Annotated in this window: 22 protein-coding genes; 12 read left to right on the forward strand and 10 right to left on the reverse strand. The window is 70.6% G+C overall.

All coding sequences use genetic code 11. From position 1 onward, the window contains the following. Positions 1–13 precede the first annotated feature (13 nt). A complete protein-coding gene (locus ACIBD9_RS19770) occupies positions 14–1,033 on the forward strand; it encodes an NADPH:quinone reductase (RefSeq protein ID WP_396719539.1) in 1,020 nt (339 codons plus the stop codon). 106 nt (positions 1,034–1,139) lie between these two features. Next, positions 1,140–1,742 (forward strand): GNAT family N-acetyltransferase, encoded by a 603-nt coding sequence (locus tag ACIBD9_RS19775; protein WP_396719541.1) that lies wholly within the window; start codon positions 1,140–1,142, stop codon positions 1,740–1,742. 59 nt (positions 1,743–1,801) lie between these two features. Here ACIBD9_RS19775 and ACIBD9_RS19780 read toward each other — a convergent pair whose 3' ends face one another. The 8 genes from ACIBD9_RS19780 to ACIBD9_RS19815 form a co-directional block, all read right to left on the reverse strand. Then, complete coding sequence (locus ACIBD9_RS19780; protein ID WP_396719543.1) at positions 1,802–2,341, reverse strand: SUKH-4 family immunity protein; 540 nt, start codon at positions 2,339–2,341, stop codon at positions 1,802–1,804. After that, entirely contained in the window at positions 2,338–2,880 is a 543-nt protein-coding gene (locus ACIBD9_RS19785; RefSeq protein ID WP_396719545.1) for an SUKH-4 family immunity protein, read from the reverse strand. The genes ACIBD9_RS19780 and ACIBD9_RS19785 overlap by 4 nt, the downstream gene beginning before the upstream one ends. Beyond that, positions 2,877–3,407: an endonuclease gene (locus tag ACIBD9_RS19790; RefSeq protein ID WP_387174817.1), complete on the reverse strand. Its 531-nt coding sequence runs from the start codon at positions 3,405–3,407 to the stop codon at positions 2,877–2,879. The genes ACIBD9_RS19785 and ACIBD9_RS19790 overlap by 4 nt, the downstream gene beginning before the upstream one ends. Beyond that, a complete protein-coding gene (locus ACIBD9_RS19795) occupies positions 3,400–3,894 on the reverse strand; it encodes a hypothetical protein (RefSeq protein WP_387174819.1) in 495 nt (164 codons plus the stop codon). The genes ACIBD9_RS19790 and ACIBD9_RS19795 overlap by 8 nt, the downstream gene beginning before the upstream one ends. A gap of 4 nt (positions 3,895–3,898) precedes the next feature. Next, positions 3,899–4,222 carry a hypothetical protein gene (locus tag ACIBD9_RS19800; RefSeq protein ID WP_387174820.1) on the reverse strand — a complete coding sequence of 108 codons (324 nt, stop codon included), beginning with the start codon at positions 4,220–4,222 and terminating at the stop codon, positions 3,899–3,901. Continuing rightward, the gene (locus ACIBD9_RS19805; RefSeq protein ID WP_396719547.1) at positions 4,219–4,641 is read right to left on the reverse strand and encodes a YbaB/EbfC family nucleoid-associated protein; all 423 of its coding nucleotides are present in this window, start codon (positions 4,639–4,641) and stop codon (positions 4,219–4,221) included. Before ACIBD9_RS19805 ends, ACIBD9_RS19800 begins: the two co-directional genes overlap by 4 nt. A gap of 128 nt (positions 4,642–4,769) precedes the next feature. Then, positions 4,770–5,786 carry a sensor histidine kinase gene (locus ACIBD9_RS19810; protein WP_396719549.1) on the reverse strand — a complete coding sequence of 339 codons (1,017 nt, stop codon included), beginning with the start codon at positions 5,784–5,786 and terminating at the stop codon, positions 4,770–4,772. Continuing rightward, entirely contained in the window at positions 5,779–6,474 is a 696-nt protein-coding gene (locus tag ACIBD9_RS19815; RefSeq protein WP_396719551.1) for a response regulator transcription factor, read from the reverse strand. The genes ACIBD9_RS19810 and ACIBD9_RS19815 overlap by 8 nt, the downstream gene beginning before the upstream one ends. A gap of 159 nt (positions 6,475–6,633) precedes the next feature. On the opposite strand from ACIBD9_RS19815, the gene ACIBD9_RS19820 reads away from it, so the two are divergent. Continuing rightward, on the forward strand, positions 6,634–7,713 hold the full coding sequence (locus ACIBD9_RS19820; RefSeq protein ID WP_396719553.1) for an NAD-dependent epimerase/dehydratase family protein: 1,080 nt from the start codon (positions 6,634–6,636) through the stop codon (positions 7,711–7,713). On the opposite strand, the gene ACIBD9_RS19825 is transcribed toward ACIBD9_RS19820, so the two are convergent. Then, on the reverse strand, positions 7,685–9,049 hold the full coding sequence (locus ACIBD9_RS19825) for a hypothetical protein (RefSeq protein ID WP_396719555.1): 1,365 nt from the start codon (positions 9,047–9,049) through the stop codon (positions 7,685–7,687). The two genes, ACIBD9_RS19820 and ACIBD9_RS19825, sit on opposite strands and share 29 nt — an antisense overlap. 147 nt (positions 9,050–9,196) lie before the next feature. Between ACIBD9_RS19825 and ACIBD9_RS19830 the strand changes: the two genes are divergently transcribed. The 7 genes from ACIBD9_RS19830 to ACIBD9_RS19860 are packed head-to-tail and all read left to right on the forward strand — an operon-like array spanning position 9,197 to position 14,345. After that, on the forward strand, positions 9,197–9,874 hold the full coding sequence (locus ACIBD9_RS19830) for a glycosyltransferase family 2 protein (RefSeq protein WP_396719557.1): 678 nt from the start codon (positions 9,197–9,199) through the stop codon (positions 9,872–9,874). Continuing rightward, the gene (locus ACIBD9_RS19835) at positions 9,871–10,551 is read left to right on the forward strand and encodes a DUF2064 domain-containing protein (RefSeq protein ID WP_396719559.1); all 681 of its coding nucleotides are present in this window, start codon (positions 9,871–9,873) and stop codon (positions 10,549–10,551) included. Before ACIBD9_RS19830 ends, ACIBD9_RS19835 begins: the two co-directional genes overlap by 4 nt. Continuing rightward, a complete protein-coding gene (locus ACIBD9_RS19840; protein ID WP_396719561.1) occupies positions 10,548–11,255 on the forward strand; it encodes a class I SAM-dependent methyltransferase in 708 nt (235 codons plus the stop codon). The genes ACIBD9_RS19835 and ACIBD9_RS19840 overlap by 4 nt, the downstream gene beginning before the upstream one ends. Further along, positions 11,252–12,418 (forward strand): molybdopterin-dependent oxidoreductase, encoded by a 1,167-nt coding sequence (locus tag ACIBD9_RS19845; protein WP_396719563.1) that lies wholly within the window; start codon positions 11,252–11,254, stop codon positions 12,416–12,418. Before ACIBD9_RS19840 ends, ACIBD9_RS19845 begins: the two co-directional genes overlap by 4 nt. Then, positions 12,415–12,840, forward strand: coding sequence for a hypothetical protein (locus ACIBD9_RS19850; protein WP_396719565.1), 426 nt, complete (start codon positions 12,415–12,417; stop codon positions 12,838–12,840). Before ACIBD9_RS19845 ends, ACIBD9_RS19850 begins: the two co-directional genes overlap by 4 nt. 44 nt (positions 12,841–12,884) lie before the next feature. Beyond that, positions 12,885–13,724: an S-methyl-5'-thioadenosine phosphorylase gene (locus ACIBD9_RS19855; RefSeq protein WP_396719567.1), complete on the forward strand. Its 840-nt coding sequence runs from the start codon at positions 12,885–12,887 to the stop codon at positions 13,722–13,724. Positions 13,725–13,781: 57 nt separating this feature from the next. Further along, positions 13,782–14,345 carry a DM13 domain-containing protein gene (locus tag ACIBD9_RS19860; RefSeq protein WP_396719569.1) on the forward strand — a complete coding sequence of 188 codons (564 nt, stop codon included), beginning with the start codon at positions 13,782–13,784 and terminating at the stop codon, positions 14,343–14,345. A 228-nt stretch (positions 14,346–14,573) separates the two neighbouring features. Here the strand turns inward: ACIBD9_RS19860 and ACIBD9_RS19865 are convergent, their stop codons facing one another. Then, positions 14,574–14,789 (reverse strand): hypothetical protein, encoded by a 216-nt coding sequence (locus tag ACIBD9_RS19865; protein WP_396719571.1) that lies wholly within the window; start codon positions 14,787–14,789, stop codon positions 14,574–14,576. A gap of 37 nt (positions 14,790–14,826) precedes the next feature. Between ACIBD9_RS19865 and ACIBD9_RS19870 the strand changes: the two genes are divergently transcribed. Together ACIBD9_RS19870 and ACIBD9_RS19875 are read left to right on the forward strand one after the other, a co-directional pair. Beyond that, positions 14,827–15,957, forward strand: coding sequence for a ricin-type beta-trefoil lectin domain protein (locus ACIBD9_RS19870; RefSeq protein ID WP_396719572.1), 1,131 nt, complete (start codon positions 14,827–14,829; stop codon positions 15,955–15,957). Positions 15,958–16,025: 68 nt separating this feature from the next. Next, on the forward strand, positions 16,026–17,363 hold the full coding sequence (locus ACIBD9_RS19875) for a ricin-type beta-trefoil lectin domain protein (protein ID WP_396719574.1): 1,338 nt from the start codon (positions 16,026–16,028) through the stop codon (positions 17,361–17,363). Positions 17,364–17,417: the final 54 nt, after the last annotated feature.

The raw sequence follows: 17,417 nt of genomic DNA on the forward strand, positions 1-17,417 counted from the left end.
CATTGGACGGATCATGAAAGCAATTATCTACCGCGATCACGGCGGGCCCGACGTTCTCCAGTTCGTCGAGCGTGACCGGCCCACGCCCGAACCCGGCGAGGTGCGCGTCAGGGTTGCCGTGTCCGGGGTCAACCCGACCGACTGGCAGGCCCGCACCGGCGTTGCCCACCGCAAGGTCTTCCCCGAAATCACCCCGCACCTCGACGGCGCCGGTGTGGTCGACGCCGTCGGTGAAGGGGTTGACCCCGGCCGGGTCGGTCAGCGTGTGTGGCTGTTCATGGCCGCCGCCGGACGGCCGACCGGCACCGCCGCCGAGTTCACCGTCGTACCGGCCGATCAGGCCGTGCCGCTGCCAGACGAGGCCGGCTTCGACGTCGGCGCGTCGCTCGGCGTCCCCGCGCTCACCGCACACCGCGCACTCACCGTCGCCGAGGACGGGCCACGCCGCCTACGCCCCGGGGTGCTCGACGGCAAGGTGGTGCTCGCCGCCGGCGGGGCCGGCGCGGTCGGGCACGTAGTGATCCAGCTCGCCCGATGGGCCGGCGCCACCGTGATCGCCACGGTCAGCGGCCCGGAGAAGGCGGCGCTGGCCACCGCAGCCGGAGCCCACCACACCATCAACTATCGCGAGGGCGACCAAGCCGCCGCCATCCGTGCGATCGCCCCTGACGGCGTCGACATCGTCGCCGAGGTGGCGTTGGGCGCGAACCTGGCTCTGGACCTGGCCGTGCTGCGAACCCGCGGCACGATCGCGACGTACGCCAACGAGGGCGGACATCCGGTCGAGTTGAACGTGGGTCAGCACATGGTGCTCAACACGCGCTTGCAGTTCCTGGTGCTCTACACGGCTGGGCCGCAGGCGCGCGCCACAGCCGTCGAGGACGTCACCGCCGCGATCCGTGACGGCGCCCTACCGGTCGGCGAGGCACACGGCCTGCCACTGCTCCGCTTTCCACTGCGGCGCACCGCCGACGCTCACCGAACGGTAGAAGCCGGCGCGGTCGGCAAGGTACTGGTGGACGTCATGCCCTGAAGTTCACCCAGTCCGCCGCGAGCGGCATGAGCGTGCGCCATGTGTCGGGTCGGGCGGACCAATAATCGGGCGTTTCGCCGGGGTGCGTCCACTAGCGTCCCGCCTCATGGAGAACACCACCGTACGCACTGAACGCCTCGAGCTCCGCCCGGTGCGGGACGAGGACATCGACCGGATCCTGGAGTACCGCAATCTGCCGCAGGTCACGCGCTGGCTACTCCGCACGCAGGTCGACCCTGCGTCCTTCCGCGCGGCATGGCGACGCGCGGCCGCAGACCCCGACGACCACAGCATGGCGGCCACGCTCGACGGCGTGGTGATCGGAACCGTCTCGCTCGACGTCGTCGACGGCATGGGTCAACCCGGCATGCCACCACGGACCGAAGCCCAGCTCGGCTACATCTTCGATCCAGCCTACGGCGGAAATGGGTACGCGACCGAGGCGGTGACCGCGGTGGTGGCGCACGCATTCGACCGGCTGGACATTCGGAGAATCACCGCCGGCTGCTTCGCGGACAACCTCGCCTCGGTGCGAATCCTCGAGAAGGTCGGCATGCGTCGTGAACAGCACGGCGTCGGCGATTCCTGGCACGCCGAACTGGGCTGGGTAGACGGCTACACCTACGCCCTCCTCGCCGAAAACTGGCATCGAGAGGCAACACCGTCGGAGCAGCCGATCGCGTCCATACCAGAGCCGCGGGCGCGGTGAACCACCAGCGCATCGTCGACGGCGCTTGCGCTATCCCGGCCGGGCCGGCCGCGACGAGGCTAGCCGCTGGTGGATTCCAGCTGTTCGAAGGCCAGGCTCCACCAGGACTTCGGGTCGGCGAACGCGGACGAGTCGACGTCCATCAGCTCCTCGCCGATGGCGGCGGCGCGGGCGGCGCGGGCCCGGCCGCCCGGGTCTGTCGCGATGAGCTGCCCGAGCCGGTAGAGGAATTCGACGAACGCGGCGAAGGTGGCGTTGACCGTCTCGAAGTTGGGGGTCTCCAGGTCCAGCATCACGACGGCGCCGGTCAGCGCGTCGAGGCAGAAGAGCAGCTGCGGGTCCTCGGGCGAGCTGCCGAGGACGATGTGGATGCGAGGGCTGGCGTCGCCGATCTCGATCTTCAGCTTGGAGAACAGCTCCAGGCCGGAGACGTCGACGTCGATCGTGAACAGGATCGGCACGTCGACCGGGATGGCCCCGAACGGCGGGAAGACCTCTGGCGTCAGCGGGCCGAGGACGTCGTCGAACCGGTCGAGCGGAAAGTAGATCATCCCGTCCGCGCCCCAGAGCGCCGTGAGCTCCTCATGTGTCGCGGTCAATCGTCCGTCTCCTCGTCCTCGTCGTCGGGCGTGGTCAGACCGTGCTCGTCGAGGAACTCCCACCACTCGTCGTCGTCGAAGCCAACCTCGCCGTATCCGGCGCCGAAGACGTAGTAGGCGAGGAACGAGTCGAGGTCCGGCGCGACGTCGAGGAACAGCTCGCGCATGAACCACTCGTCGGTGGTCTCCGCCGGGAAGTACCAGACCGCGCCGGTGTCGCGTCGGAGCAGCAGCGGCTCGTCGTTCAGCGTGCCGATGACCAGCCACTCGGCGGGTTCGTCGGCGACGCCGGTGAACTCGGGCATCTGCTCGAGGTAGTACTGGATGTCGTCGAGGTCCGTGAGTGCGGGCAGGTCGAACGCACCGGCCAGGATGCCGTTGGCGGTCTCCAGCAGCTCCCGGACCGGCTGCGGTAGCTCGGCGGGAATCTGGTCGGCCGGAGCGCCCTCGTTGATCTGTGCCCACGCCAGCGTCGCCGGCTGGTCCGCCTCCAGGTCGGTACGCAGCTCCGCGATGAGCTCCCGCAGCTCGGGATTCAATCCACTACCTCTATTCGGATCGGTGTGCCATCGGGCAGGTTCTTGATCTGATGCCAAATCTGCCCGCCGACATCCCAGTTTGTTCTGCCGTGCAGAAGCTTCAGATTACTAACGTCGTCGGCGCCGCCGAGTTGCAGCTCCCACACATGGTCGGGCTGCTGCTTGCGAAGTCGGGCAGCGAGGGCGTTCGCCATCTTCTTGTCGTGGGGCCAGTACTTGTCGAAGATCTTCTGCCGGATGCGCTTCTTGTAGTCCGCGGTGATCTTCTTGTCCCGGCCGACCGGGTTCGCCTGCTTGAACAGCTTGCCCTCGTCGCTGAGCTTCTTCAGCGCGTTCATCTTCCGGTCAAACTGGCCGCGGGCGTGGAACGGCCTGCGCTGCACCTTGATCGTGACCTCGGGCAGGTCGTTGTTACGTACCACCGGCTTGGCGGCGGCTTTCTTCACCGCCGCCCGGACGCCCTTGCCAACCCTCGGCTTGCCAGCACCGCCGCGCTTCTTCGAGCTCTTCGGCGCCCTGCTAGGCATCGAGGAGCTCCTGGATCACCTGGTCGATCAGCAGACCGACGATCTCTCGGGTGATGATCTGGAAGATCGGGATCTCGGCCAGCGACGCGCCGAACGTGACGACGGCGGTGGCGATCGCCTGCGCCACCTCGAAGGCGAGGATCGCCAACTGCACGATCACTTGGATCTTCAGCGCGAGGACGATCGCGGCGGCGATGATCAGCCCGGTGCCGATCAACATCGCGGCCTGGGAGTAGTCCGACAGCGTTCCGGGGCCACTCTCCGGGTTGGACCACCACTTCTGGAACGCCTGCACCGACTCGCCCTGATGCTGCGACCAGATGGCTGCCGCAGCCGAGCCGGCCTCGCCGGAGGCGTCGGCGACCGTGCCGGAGAAGTCCAGCCAGGCCTGGCCCATCTCGAACAGCTTTTCCTCGTCGGCCTCGGGCCAGGTGTAGCCGATCCAGCCGAGTGCCGTGATCAGCTCACCCGGCAGTTGGAGTCCCACGCCGTCACCCCAGCATTCCCTGGATGTCCCGCAGCGCTCCCGCGGCGGCTTCCTCGACCAACTCGAAGTTGTCGGCCATCTGCGTCAGGTCGCTGCCGGCCGAGCCGATCTCCTCGGCGGCCACGCCGATGCAGTCCAGAACCCAGGTGGACGCCTCCGTGTACGCGATGCCGATCAGCGAGCCGATGTCGTCGGCGCCCCACGGCTCGCCGTACCCCTGCATCTGTGCCTCGAAGCTCTCCAGCTGCCCGATGAAGCGTTCGGCGGCGCCGATGACCTCATCGCCGCCGGAACGCAGCAACGCGGGATCGACCTCGAAGCCGCTCATCGGGAACCTCCCCGAGCCATCCGCTCCTGCGCGTCCGTGAGCGCCTGCAGGAACGTGCCGAGCCGCGGCACCGCCGTGTCACGAACCTGCTCCAGCTGCTCGGTGAGCTGCGAGAGGTCACCGGAGGCCAGGGTCGGGCCACCGCCGCGCATCGAGTCGATCGCCGCGTTCACGGCCTCCATCACGTGGTCACAGACCTCGGCCGCGCCGAGCCGCATCATCCGCGGGTCCAGCGTCAGCGACTCCAGCCGGCCATCGGCGCCGAACTCGGCACGGACCTGCCCCTCGGCGGACTCACCGACCCGGCGCAGGCGCGCGGCCTCCTCGTCCCCCGGCGCAGCGTTGGTGGCGCGCAACGCGCCAACAGTCGCGTCCAGCATGCGAGCGAACTCCCCGCTCACCGGCTCAGTCACCGACATGCGCCCTCCATCGATCGCGTCCCGAGACAAGGAAAGCGTAGTCAGATCCGGCAAACAGTGTGGACCCGCGAGGCAGGCTATCCATCGAGCACCGTCGACGGTCTCATCCCGCTACCCCGAACGTTCCGTCAGGCGGTGGCCAGCCGGACCATGAACTGGCAGCCGTCGGGGGTGTTGCACACCTCCACCCGGCCTCCGTGTGCCTCCACCAGGCCGTGAACGATGGCCAGCCCGAGCCCTCCGGACGCCCCACCGTCGCCGGGTCCGGGCGTGCGGGCCGGTTCGCCACGAAATGCGATGTCGAACAGCCGGGGAAGGTCGGCCGGGGGGATGCCGCCACAGGTGTCGGCAACCGACAGCCAGGCGTGGTCCTCCTCTCGGCCGGCTTCGATACGTACGGTGCCGTCCTCCGGGGTGTAGCGGACCGCGTTGAGCAGCAGGTTGGCCACGACCCGAGCCAGCTCCGGTTCGCTCGCGGCGACCGTGGGCCATCCCGACTCGCTGGCAACCAGCTTGATCCGGCGAGCGTTCGCCAGCGGGGTGGTGCTGGCCAGCGCGTCCGAGACCACCTCTCCGAGCGGCACCGCCGTCAACGACAACCTCAGCGCTCCCGCGTTGATCCGGGACAGCTCGAACAGGTCGTCGACGAGTCGGGTCATCCGGTCGGTCTCCAGCCGGATCCGTCGGTGGTACTCGTCGACCGTGTCCGGATCACGAACCACCCGGTCCTCCAGGGCCTCCGCCATGGCCCTCAGCCCGGCGAGCGGCGTACGCAGGTCGTGGGAGACCCAGGCGACCAGGTCGCGTCGGCCCTTCTCCAGTTGCCGTTCCCGCTCCCGGGCCTGGTCGCGCCAGACCGCGGCGCGGGCCAGTCGCCGGCCGAAGTGCCCGCCGACGGCGAGGCTGACCACCGCCGCCGCCGCGACGGTGATCAGGACCACCTCAAGGTCGTGCGCGGAGAGGAACATCGCTTCCGCGACCGCCATCACCCCGACCGCGACGGCGACCACCGTGGTGGTGAGCAGCACGCTGAGGTGCACGGTGATCGAGCTGCGTCGAAGGGCGCGGAGCAGCACCGCGCCGGCGAGCCCGATGCCCAGTGCCGCGCCGAGGGCGATCGCGAAGATCAGGAGTACGTCACGCATGGGCCGGCTCGTAGCGGTAGCCGACACCCCAGACGGTCACGATCCGCTGCGGATCGGCCGGGTTGGCCTCGATCTTCTCCCGCAGCCGACGTACGTGCACGGTCACTGTCGAGTGGTCCCCGAAGTTCCAGCCCCAGACCTGCTCAAGGAGTTCGGCCCGGCCGAAGACCCGGGACGGGTGCCGCATGAGGTGGACGAGCAGGTCGAATTCGCGCAGCGTCAGGGCCAGGTCGGCACCGGCGAGACGGGCGGTTCGGGAGGTCGTGTACACCACCAGGTTGCCGTCGGTGAGCGCCTCCGGCCGCTCGGGTGGCGTCCCACCGCCGGCGCGACGGAGCACCGAACGGACCCGCAGCACCAGTTCCCGGGGGGAGAAGGGCTTGGTCAGGTAGTCGTCCGCGCCGAGCTGCAGCCCGAGGATCCGGTCGGACTCGTCACCGCGCGCGGTCAGCATGACGATCGGTACGCCGTCCGGCCGTACCCGCAGCGCCCGGCACACCTCCAGGCCGTTGACCAGGGGCAGCATCAGGTCGAGCACGACCAGGTGTGGTGCCTGCCGCTCCACCGCCGCCAGCGCCGCCGCACCGTCGGCCGCGAGGCTCACCTGGAAGCCGTCGTTCTCGAGGTAGCGACGAATGACGTCGCTCACGGTCTGATCGTCGTCGACCACCAGCACACGCTGTGTCACGAACCTTCCCCGTTCCGACCCGTCAACGTCTCCCCCAGCTGTCCATCGGCCCAGCGTAGCCACGCGCCGGGGTCCTCCCGCCCCGGCAAATCTTGCGAGGTCCTTACGGCTGCGTGCGGAGACCCGCCCCGGCGCACACGAGGTCATACGGTGACCGGAATGCGGATCCTTGTCACCGGTGCGGCCGGATTCATCGGCTCACACGTCGCCGACCTGCTCACCGAAGACGGGCACGAGGTGGTGGCCGTGGACGCGCTCCTGCCCGAGGCGCACGGTGCGACAGCGCCGCCCTGGGCCGAGCGGCACGACCTCGTGGTCGGCGACGTACGCGACAGCGAGCTGCTGACCCGGCTGCTGGCCGGGGTCGACGCGGTCTGCCACCAGGCGGCAATGGTCGGCCACGGCATCGACCCGGCCGACGCCCCCCGGTACGCCGCACACAACGACCTCGGCACGGCCACCCTGCTCGCGGCGATGCACGCCACCGGGGTACGCCGACTGGTGCTGGCCAGCTCGATGGTGGTCTACGGCGAGGGCCGCTACCACTGCCCCGCCCACGGAATCGTCCGGCCCGCAGGCCGTCGGGCCGTCGACCTGGCCGAGGGCTGGTACGAGCCAACCTGCCCTCGCTGCGACCAGGCGCTCTCCCCCGGTCTCGTGCCCGAGGACGCGCCGCTGGAGCCGCGCAGCACGTACGCTGCCACCAAGCTGGCCCAGGAACACCTCGCCGGCGCCTGGGCCCGGCAGACCGGCGGATCGGTGTGGGCCCTGCGGTACCACAACGTCTACGGCCCGCGAATGCCTCGTGACACCCCGTATTCGGGGGTCGCATCGATCTTTCGTTCCGCCCTGGCCGCCGGACGACCGCCCCGGGTGCTGGAGGACGGCCGGCAACGACGCGACTTCGTGCACGTGGCCGACGTGGCCACGGCCAACCTGTTGGCCCTCACGACCCCGGCACCGGATCCCCTGACCCCGGTCAACGTCTGCTCGGGTGAACCGCACACCGTCGGCGAGTTGGCCCACGAGCTGGCGTCGGCGATGGGCGGGCCGGCGCCCGTCACGGTCGGGGGCGGGCGGGCGGCAGACGTACGGCACGTGGTGGCCGATCCGGCCCGCGCCGCCCGGCTGCTCGGTTTCACCGCCCGAATCGGCTTCGCCGCCGGTATCGCCGACTTCACCACCGCGGTGATGCGGGATCCGGCATCGGTCACGACACCGTCCACAGCAGGTGGTTGACGGCGAGCGCCGTGGCGGCCTGGGCCGCCAACCACCACCGACGGTGACCCTGCGGCAGGTGCGCGGTAGCGACCAGCAGCCAGACGGCGAACGGTAGCCAGATCCGCTCCGCCTCGGCCTTGCTGAGCCCGGACAAGTCCGCCGCGAGCACGGCCACCGCCGCCGCGACGGGCAACCACACCGTGGGTCCGGTGCTGGCGATCCGCTGTCGGAGGGCCGCCGCGAGCGGTGGGCGCGGTGCTCGGATCGGCACGGCGGCTACCGCCCGTCGCAGTGCCGGCCCGACCACCGGGCCGGCCGAGAGGAGCAGAGCGGCGAGATTCGCCCAGACCCAGTAACCGTACGGACGTTCCGCCGCCCACCCCTGGTAGTAACGACGCGCCACCAGGTGGTAGCCGTCCAGCCACCAGAACCCGGCGAGGGTGAACACGGCGACGACGGCCCCGGCCGCCGTCGCCGCGAACAGGAGCACGCCGAGGCGATCCCGCGCCCGGAGCAACGCCACGGTCAACGCGAGGACCCCGACCAGGACGAACCCGTACGACAGGTAGAGCGCGAAGCCGAGGAGCAACCCGCCCAGTGCGGCCCCGGGTCGGCCGCCGACCGCCAGCAGCGCCAGCCCGGCGGCGACCACCGCGGCGAAGATCCCGTCCGCGGACGCGCCCACCCAGACCGCTCCCGGAAAGAGCACCACAAACGGCCACACCGCCCGGGCCGCGTCCTCGACGCCGAGCGCCCGCAACGTCACCGGAACCGACACCGAGACGGTGGCGCCGAGCAGCACACAGGCCAGCCCGGCGGCGGTCCCGCCGCCCAGGCCAATCCGATCGAGCCAGACGAAGAGCAGCAACGCCCCCGGCGGATGGGCGGCGGTGTGGGTGGACCACGAATCGGGTTGGAAGTCGAGGATCCGGTCGGCGAAGCCGGACAGCATGATGCCGACGTCCGTAACCCCGGGCACCTCGTGCAGGTACTCGGCCTGCACGGTGAGCCGCTCGGTCAACCCCGCGGACCAGCCGTCCACCAGGGCCAGCGACAGCGTCCAGAGCACCGAGGCGAGATAGCCGACGAGTAGCAGCCGCCGCCACGGCGCGTCGGTTCCCCAACGCGTGCCCCGCCAGACGAACAGCGCCGCGACGAGAAGCGCGGCGGGAGTACCAGGCCCCAGATGAGGCTGCCAGGCGGCGTAGAGCGGCGCCGCGTCGGCGTGCAGCCGTACGCCCTGCTGGTTGAGCAGCGCGCCGACGGCGACGGCGGCGGCGAGCAGGACCACCTCGGCGCCGAGGACGATCAGGTCGGCGAACCGGGGTCGTCCCGGCCGGGTCATCATGGTCATGGTGACGGCCGACGATACGACCTCTGACCAGGGATCCGACAGCCAGACGGTGAGACGTCAGGGAGTCGTAAGATCCGTTGCCGTGTAAGCGATTCGTAAGGACGAACGGCGGTCCGGACAGCCCGGGGCGGGCCTAGCGTCGCCGGTATGCACACAACGATCGACGTGGTGCTGCCCTGTCTGGACGAGGCGGCCGCACTGCCTGCCGTACTGAGCGGTCTGCCGCCCGGCTACCGCGCCATCGTGGTCGACAACGGCTCCACCGACGGTTCGCCGGTCGTCGCGGCCGCGTACGGGGCCCGGGTCGTCCACGAGCCGCGCCGCGGGTACGGCGCGGCCGTGCACGCCGGCCTGCTGGCGGCGGAGGCGGATCTGGTCTGCGTACTCGACGCGGACGGCTCGTTCGATCCAGCGGAATTGCCCAGGCTCGTCGCGGCGGTGCTCGACGGTCGGGCGGATCTCGCCGTCGGGCGGCGTCGGCCGGTGTCGGCGGGTGCCTGGCCGTGGCATGCCCGCACCGGGAACGCGCTGGTCGCCGCGTTGCTGCGGCATCGCGGGGTGCCGGTGTACGACATCAGCCCGATCCGGGTGGCCCGTCCGGCGGCGCTGCTGGGCCTCGGTGTCAACGACCGAGCGTTCGGCTACCCCCTGGAACTGCTGCTCCGGGCGGCCGAGGCGGGCTGGCGGATCCTCGAGCTGGATGTCGCGTACGCGCCTCGGGCCGCCGGCACCAGCTCGAAGGTCTCCGGGTCGGTCCGGGGCACGTGGCGGGCGAGCCGCGACTTCGCCGGAGTACTGCGCGCCGACGTCGGTGGTGGCCGGTGAACGTCCTGCTCCTGGTCGCGAAGGCACCGGTCCCCGGGCTGGCCAAGACGCGCCTCTGCCCGCCCGCTGATCCCACCCAGGCGGCCCGGGTCGCGGCGGCGGCGCTGTTGGACACCCTCGCGGCGGTGCGCGACACCGCCTCGACCATTCCCGTGTTGGCCCACACCGGTCGGTTCGCCGATGCCGAGTACGGCGCGGAGTTGACCACCGCGTTGGCGGGTTGGCATCTGCTCGCGCAGCGCGGCGGCACGTTCGCCGAACGGCTGGCGAACGCCCACGCCGACACCGCTGCGGCGTTTCCCGGCCGACCGGTGCTGCAGATCGGCATGGACACGCCGCAGATCCGGCCGGCCCTGCTCACCACCGCGCTACAGCGACTCGCCGAGCACGAGGCGGTGCTCGGGCCGGCGCTCGACGGCGGCTGGTGGGCGCTCGGGTTACGCGATCCGTCGTACGCGAGCGCGTTACGCGATGTTCCCATGTCGACCGACGACACCGGTCGCCGTACCCTCGCCGCCCTGCGCGGGCACGGCATGGACCCGGCGATCCTGCCCGTTCTGCGGGATGTCGACGACTGGTCGTCGGCGCTGGCGGTCGCGGCCGACCTACCCGGCACCCGGTTCGCGGAGGCGGTCGCGTCGGTGGGCGGTCAGCTGGTGAGCGGACGCCCCCGGTGACGTCGACGATCAGCCTCGGCGGTTTCGGTGTGGCGCTGGGCGGCGGGTGGCCCGCCGACCATGACGGGTACGGCACACCGGTCGCCGGGGTGCCCGCGGCCCAGCCCGACCACTGGCTGGTGCACACCGACGGGCGACGTGACCTGTTGCCGGTGCGGCGCTGGCACGGCCCGCCGGAACCGGCAGTCGAGTCCGTCGCCGCACGCTGCGCCGGACCCACCATCGATCTCGGTTGCGGCCCCGGCCGGCTGACCAGGGCACTGGCCCAGCGCGGCCTCGTCGCACTGGGGGTGGACATCTCCGCCGAGGCGGTACGTCTGACCCAGGGTCGGGGTGTGGTCGCCCTGCGACGCGACGTCTTCGAACCACTCCCCGGCGAGGGGAGGTGGGCACACGCCCTGCTCATCGACGGCAACATCGGCATCGGTGGCGACCCGGTCCGACTGCTACGCCGGTGCGGCGCCCTGATCGCGGCCGACGGAACGCTTGTGGTCGAGGCGCAACCCCCGGGGGCCGGGCTGTGGCAGGGGCAGGCGTACGTCCTGTCCGGATCGTCCGGCGACCGGGAACTGCGGGGACCGGCGTTTCGGTGGGCGCGGGTCGGGGCGGAGGCGGTGGCCCGTACCGCCGCCGCTGCCGGCCTGCGGGTCGCCGACCGTTTCCGGTTCGGTGCACGCTGGTTCGCCGAGTTGGCGCGCCCATGATCCGCCGGCCACGCCTCCCGGTCCCCGGGGACTTCACGGCGCCCTCACACTCACCGCTGGTCGCCGCCCGACTCGGCCTCTGGCTCGGGGTGGCCTTCGGGCTGTGTTTCTGCACCGGACTGCTCAGCCACTACCTCCAGCACCCGCCGGGCTGGTTCACCTGGCCGACCCGACCGGTCAGCCTGTACCGGGTCACCCAGGGCGTCCACGTGCTCTCCGGTGTCGCGGCCGTTCCGTTGCTGCTGGCCAAACTGTGGAGCGTCTACCCCCGGCTGTTTGTCCGGCCGCCCCTGCGCCGGCCGATCCGGTTGTCCGTCCACGCCCTCGAACGGATCTCCGTCCTGGTGCTGGTCTGCGCCGCTTTCTTCGAACTGGTCACGGGCCTGTTCAACGTCGCCCAGTCCTACCCGTGGGGCTTCTTCTTCCCGACGGCGCACTACGCGGTGGCCTGGCTGGTAGCGGGCGCGGTACTGCTGCACGTCGCGGTGAAGCTCCCGGTCGCCCGCACGGCACTGGGCACGCCACTGCGCGGCGGGAGAGCGGTGCGGGCCGGGGCACCGGGGCCTCACGATCGGGACTCGGCGCAGCGGCGCGCGTTCCTGCGTACCGCGGTGGGCGTCGCCGGCATCGCCGTGCTGGCCACCGGCGGGGTCACCGTGCCGTGGTTACGTCGGGTGTCGCCGCTGGCGTGGCGTTCCGCCTCCGGGCCGCAGGGCGTACCGATCAACCGTACGGCGGCTGCCGCGCGCATCGCCGTTCCACCGAACTGGCGGCTGGAGATCGTTTGGCCGGGCGGGCGGAGCACCCTGTCCCTGGCCGAACTGGCTGGCCTGCCGCAACGCACGGCAGAGCTACCGATCGCCTGCGTCGAGGGCTGGAGCGCCTCGGCCCACTGGACCGGCGTACCCGTCGTCGACCTGCTCCGCTGGGCCGGCGCACCAACCGGCCGGCCGGTTCGGGTCACCTCGCTGGAACCCGACGGCCTGTACGCGGCCAGCACACTGCCGGCGGCCCATGCCCGCGACCCGCTGACCCTGCTCGCCCTGCGGATCAATGGCGAGCAGCTGTCGCCGGACCACGGGTACCCCTGCCGACTCATCGCTCCGAGTCGGCCGGGCGTCCTCCAGACCAAGTGGGTGGCGCGGTTGGAGGTGCTGCGGTGAGGGCCGTCCGGCTGCTCCTCCTCGTGCTCGGTGCCGCCGCCACCGCGTACGGCGGTTGGCTACTTGTTCCCCAGCTCGGCACCACCCTGCCGTGGCTGATCGGCGGCCCGGTGCTGCACGACGTCCTGGTGGCACCGCTGGTGGGACTGGTCGGGCTGGCTCTGGGTCGACTGGTGACGAACCGGTTACGCCTGGCCTGGATCGCTGCGGGCCTGATGGCCAGCGCGACGTTGCTGCTGATCGCGGTGCCCCTGCTCTGGCGACCGCCCTCGGCGCCGCCGAACCCGGGCCTGCCGGACCGCAACTACCCGCTGGGGCTCGCTGTCGGGCTGGCTGTTCTCTGGGCCGCGATCGTGCTCGTCCTGGTCGTCGCCACCACCGTCATTCGGCACGTCACGGACCGACGAACCACCCGTCCCTGAGTGGGCCCCACGAGCTCTGCACACGTCACCCGGGAGAGGCACCCATGTCAGCAGCAGGCACCAGCACGAGTGACCGCCCACCGATCGGCGTGATCGGCGGATCCGGTTTCTACGAATTCCTTGACGACGTCACCGAGCACACCGTCGGCACCCCGTACGGACCGCCGAGCGACACGCTGTCCATCGGCAGTCTCGCCGGGCGGCCGGTGGTGTTCCTGCCCCGCCACGGACGCCGGCACACCCTTGCCCCACACCGCATCAACTACCGGGCCAACCTGTGGGCGCTGCGAGCACTCGGCGTCCGCCAGGTACTCGCACCGGGCGCCGTGGGCGGCCTGCGACCGGATCTGGGCCCCGGGACCCTCGTCGTACCGGACCAACTCGTCGACCGGACCAGCGGCCGGGAGCAGACCTACTACGACGGACAGCCAGGCGCGGACGGGCAACTCCCCCAGGTCGTCCATGTGCCCTTCGCCGACCCCTACTGTCCGGTCGGACGATCCACCGTCCTCGACGCCGCCCGCAACGCCGGTTGGCAGCCGGTCGACGGCGGAACCATGGTCGTCATCGAGGGGCCGCGGTTCTCCACCCGGGCCGAATCACAGTGGTACGCCCGGGAGGGCTGGTCGGTCGTCGGCATGACCGGTCATCCCGAGGCGGTGCTGGCCCGCGAGCTGGCACTGTGTTACACCGCGCTGTCCCTGGTGACCGACCTCGACTCGGGCGTCGAGGTTGGTCAGGGCGTGACCCAGCAGGAGGTGTTCACGGTCTTCGCCCGCAACATCGACCGCCTGCGGCTCCTGCTCGGCGACGCGGTGAAGACGCTGCCGGCGGACCAGGGAGCGTGCCCGTGCGGACAGGCTCTCGCCGGTACACCGTCGTAAGTAATCCGAAAGGATTCGCGACCGGTTCGACGGCGACCGCGGCCGTACGCTGCGGGGGTGGGAAAACGGATCTTCCGGTTCCCGGTGGCCCGGGCCGGCCTCGCCGCCGCTGTCGTCGTGGCGGTGCTGGCCCTCTACTGGTTCCAACCGTGGAAGCTGTTCACCGACACCTACGTCGACGATGCGGTCCCCCGCGTAGAGACGACACCGGCCACCCCGGCGCCCACATCGCCGGCCCCCTCGGCCTCGGCAGCCACCCCGGCCGGCAACGAGATCCTGACGGCCGGCGAGTTCGTCACCCATGAGCACCGGACGACCGGCACCGCCGAGCTCCACCGGCTCGCCGACGGGCGCCACCAGCTCGTCATCCGAGACCTGAACACGTCGAACGGTCCGGACCTGCGGGTGTGGCTGACCGACCAACCGGTCATCCGAGGCACCGCCGGCTGGCGGGTGTTCGACGATGGCGAATGGGTCGAGCTGGCCAGGCTCAAGGGCAACAAGGGCAACCAGGTGTACGAGCTCCCGGCATCGGTGGACCCACGCGACTTCCGGAGCGTCTCCATCTGGTGCAAGCGATTCGCGGTCTCCTTCGGCGCGGCGGATCTCACGAGCGCCTGACCGGGCCGTCCCGCAACCTGCCGGACACAGCATTGACATCTGTCACTATGCGATCTAGCGTCGGGGCGAATCGATTCGACGTCGAGCCGGGTGCCCCGGCACCGTCCGGCGGTCGCGTGGTGTTCGGGCGCACGTGTGACCACCATCGATTCGACGACCGACTGGTCCCGCGTGGGCGGCGAGACCAGTGACGGGAACCCGTGTCGATGAGCCGGCCGGGCGCCGTTGTCACCAGTTCGTGCCGAGTGGCGGGAGCCCCTTCATGACAAGACGTAGACCCATCCTTGGATTGCTCGCGACGGCGGCGGCCGTCGTCGTGACCGTGAGCGCGGCGGCACTGGCGGGTGGCTTGAGCACCACCGCATCGGCCGCGAACGTCGCAGCGGCCGCGGCGACCGCCGGGTGCGGCAAGGCGCCCACGTTGACCAGCGGCCAACGGTCCATCCAGAGCAGCGGTCAGAACCGCAGTTTCATCCTGAGGATGCCTGACAACTACGACCGGAACCACGCCTACCGTTTGATCTTCGGTTTCCACTGGAACGGCGGCACCGCCAACGACGTCGACGGCGGTGGGGCCGACGGGGCGGCCTGGTCCTACTACGGGCTGCGGCAGCAGGCGAACAACACCACCATTTTCGTCGCCCCGCAGGGCAACGGCAACGGCTGGGCCAACCCCGGCGGCCAGGACGTCACCTTCGTCGACGACATGATCAGGGTGATCGAGGCAGACCTCTGTGTCGACACGACGCAACGCTTCGCGCTCGGCTTCAGCTACGGCGGCGGCATGAGCTATTCGCTGGCCTGTTCCCGGCCAAGTGTCTTCCGCGCTGTCGCGGTCTACTCCGGCGGGCAGCTCAGCGGGTGCAGCGGCGGCAGCCAGCCGGTCGCGTACATGGGGATTCACGGCATCGGGGATCCGGTGCTCAACGTCTCCGCCGGACGCTCCCTGCGTGACACGTTCGTGCGGAACAACGGGTGCACCGCACAGAGCCCGCCCGAGCCGAGGGCGGGCAGCCTGACCCACATCACCACCACCTACTCGGGCTGCCGGTCCGGCTATCCGGTGGTCTGGGCCGCCTTCGACGGCGGGCACACCCCCGGTCCGGTGGACGGCGGCGGGGACAGCGGAGCCCGGACCTGGACCAAGGGCGAGGTGTGGAGATTCTTCACCCAGTTCGGTAGCACCGACCCCACGACGCCGCCACCGACCACCCCGCCGCCGAGCGGCACCTCGCCCCTACGCAGCACGTCCTCCGGACGCTGCCTGGACGTCAACGGCGCCTCGCAGGCCAATGGCACGGCGGCGATCATCTGGGACTGCCACGGCCAGAGCAACCAGAGCTGGACCTCGACCGCCGCCCAGGAGCTGCGGGTCTTCGGCGGCAAGTGCCTCGACGTCAACGGCGCCGGCACCGCGAACGGCAGCTCGGTGATCATCTGGGACTGCAACGGCCAGTCCAACCAGAAGTGGCGGCTCAACACCGACGGCTCGATCACCGGGGTTGGTTCGAACCGCTGCCTGGACATGGTCGGCAACGGCACGGCCAACGGCACGCGCATCCAGATCTCGGACTGCACCGGCGCGGCCAACCAACGATGGAGCCGAAGCTGAGCCCGGCGAGGCCCCCCGGATGGGGACCGGCCCAACGGACGTTCAACCAGTCACAAGGAGGCTCAACCGTGCCACATCGCAAACTCTCCGCCCCCTGGCTGGGGGCAGTCATGGCGGCCATGGTCCTGATCGCCGTCGCAATGTACGTCGTCACGACCGTCGCACCGGCGGCCGCGGCCACCACTGCCGGCTGCGGCAAGGCGCCCGGGCTGAACAGCGGCACGCACACCATCCAGAGCAGCGGAAAGAGCCGCAGCTTCATCCTTCGGTTGCCGGACAACTACAACAACACCTACGCCCACCGGCTGGCCTTCGGGTTCCACTGGTTGGGCGGCACCGCCAGTCAGGTCGCTTCGGGCGGCACCGACGGAGCCCCGTGGGCCTATTACGGCATGCTCTCCCAGTCGAACAACACCACGATCTTCGTCGCCCCGCAGGGCCTCAACAACGGCTGGGGCAACTCCAACGGTGAGGACGTCACCTTCACCGACGACATGATCCGCATGATCGACAACGCTCTCTGCGTCGACACCACACAACGGTTCTCGGTCGGGTTCAGCTACGGCGGCGCGATGAGCTACTCGTTGGCGTGTTCCCGACCGACGGTGTTCCGGGCGGTCGCGGCAATCGCGGCACCGGGGGCGATCAGCGGATGCAGCGGCGGCACCCAGCCCGTGGCGTACCTGGGGATTCACGGCATCAACGACAACATCCCCAGCGGACGGTCGCTGCGCGACAGGTTCGTCCGCAACAACGGTTGCGCCGCGCAGAACCCGCCCGAGCCGAGGGCTGGCAGCCTGACCCACATCACCACCGCGTACTCCTGCCAGCCCGGCTACCCGGTGGTCTGGGCCGCCTTCGACGGCGGCCACCAGCAGGGTCCGGTGGACGGGTGCGCCGGCTGTGAGAGCGGCGCGCGGAGCTGGGTCAAGCAGGAGGTGTGGCGGTTCTTCACCCAGTTCGGTTCCGACGTGCCGCCCACCACTCCCCCGCCGACGACCCCGCCGCCCGGCCAGCAGAACGTGCTGATCGCGGGTAGCCAGTCCGGCCGGTGCGTCGACATCCCCAACTCCAGCACCAGCAACGGCGCCCGCCCGCAGCTGTGGGACTGTCACGGCGGCACCAACCAACGCTGGACCTACACCGCCAACCGCACCCTGACCGTCTACGGCAACAAGTGCCTGGACGCCAGCGGGGCGGGCAGCAGCAACGGCACCGCGGTCCTCATCTGGGACTGCAACGGCCAAGCCAACCAACAGTGGAACCTCAACTCCAACGGCACCATCACCAGCGCCCAATCGGGGCTGTGCCTCGATGCCGTCGGCTCCGGCACGGCCAACGGGACGCAACTGCACCTCTGGGCCTGCCACGGCGGCGCCAACCAGCAGTGGAGCACGCGCACCTAGTACCCGCCCTCATGTCGGAGACGCGCCGCCCGGGACCTGTTCCGGGCGGCGCGC

The organism is Micromonospora sp. NPDC050784 (genome assembly GCF_044456765.1).
Lineage (GTDB): Bacteria > Actinomycetota > Actinomycetes > Mycobacteriales > Micromonosporaceae > Micromonospora > Micromonospora foliorum.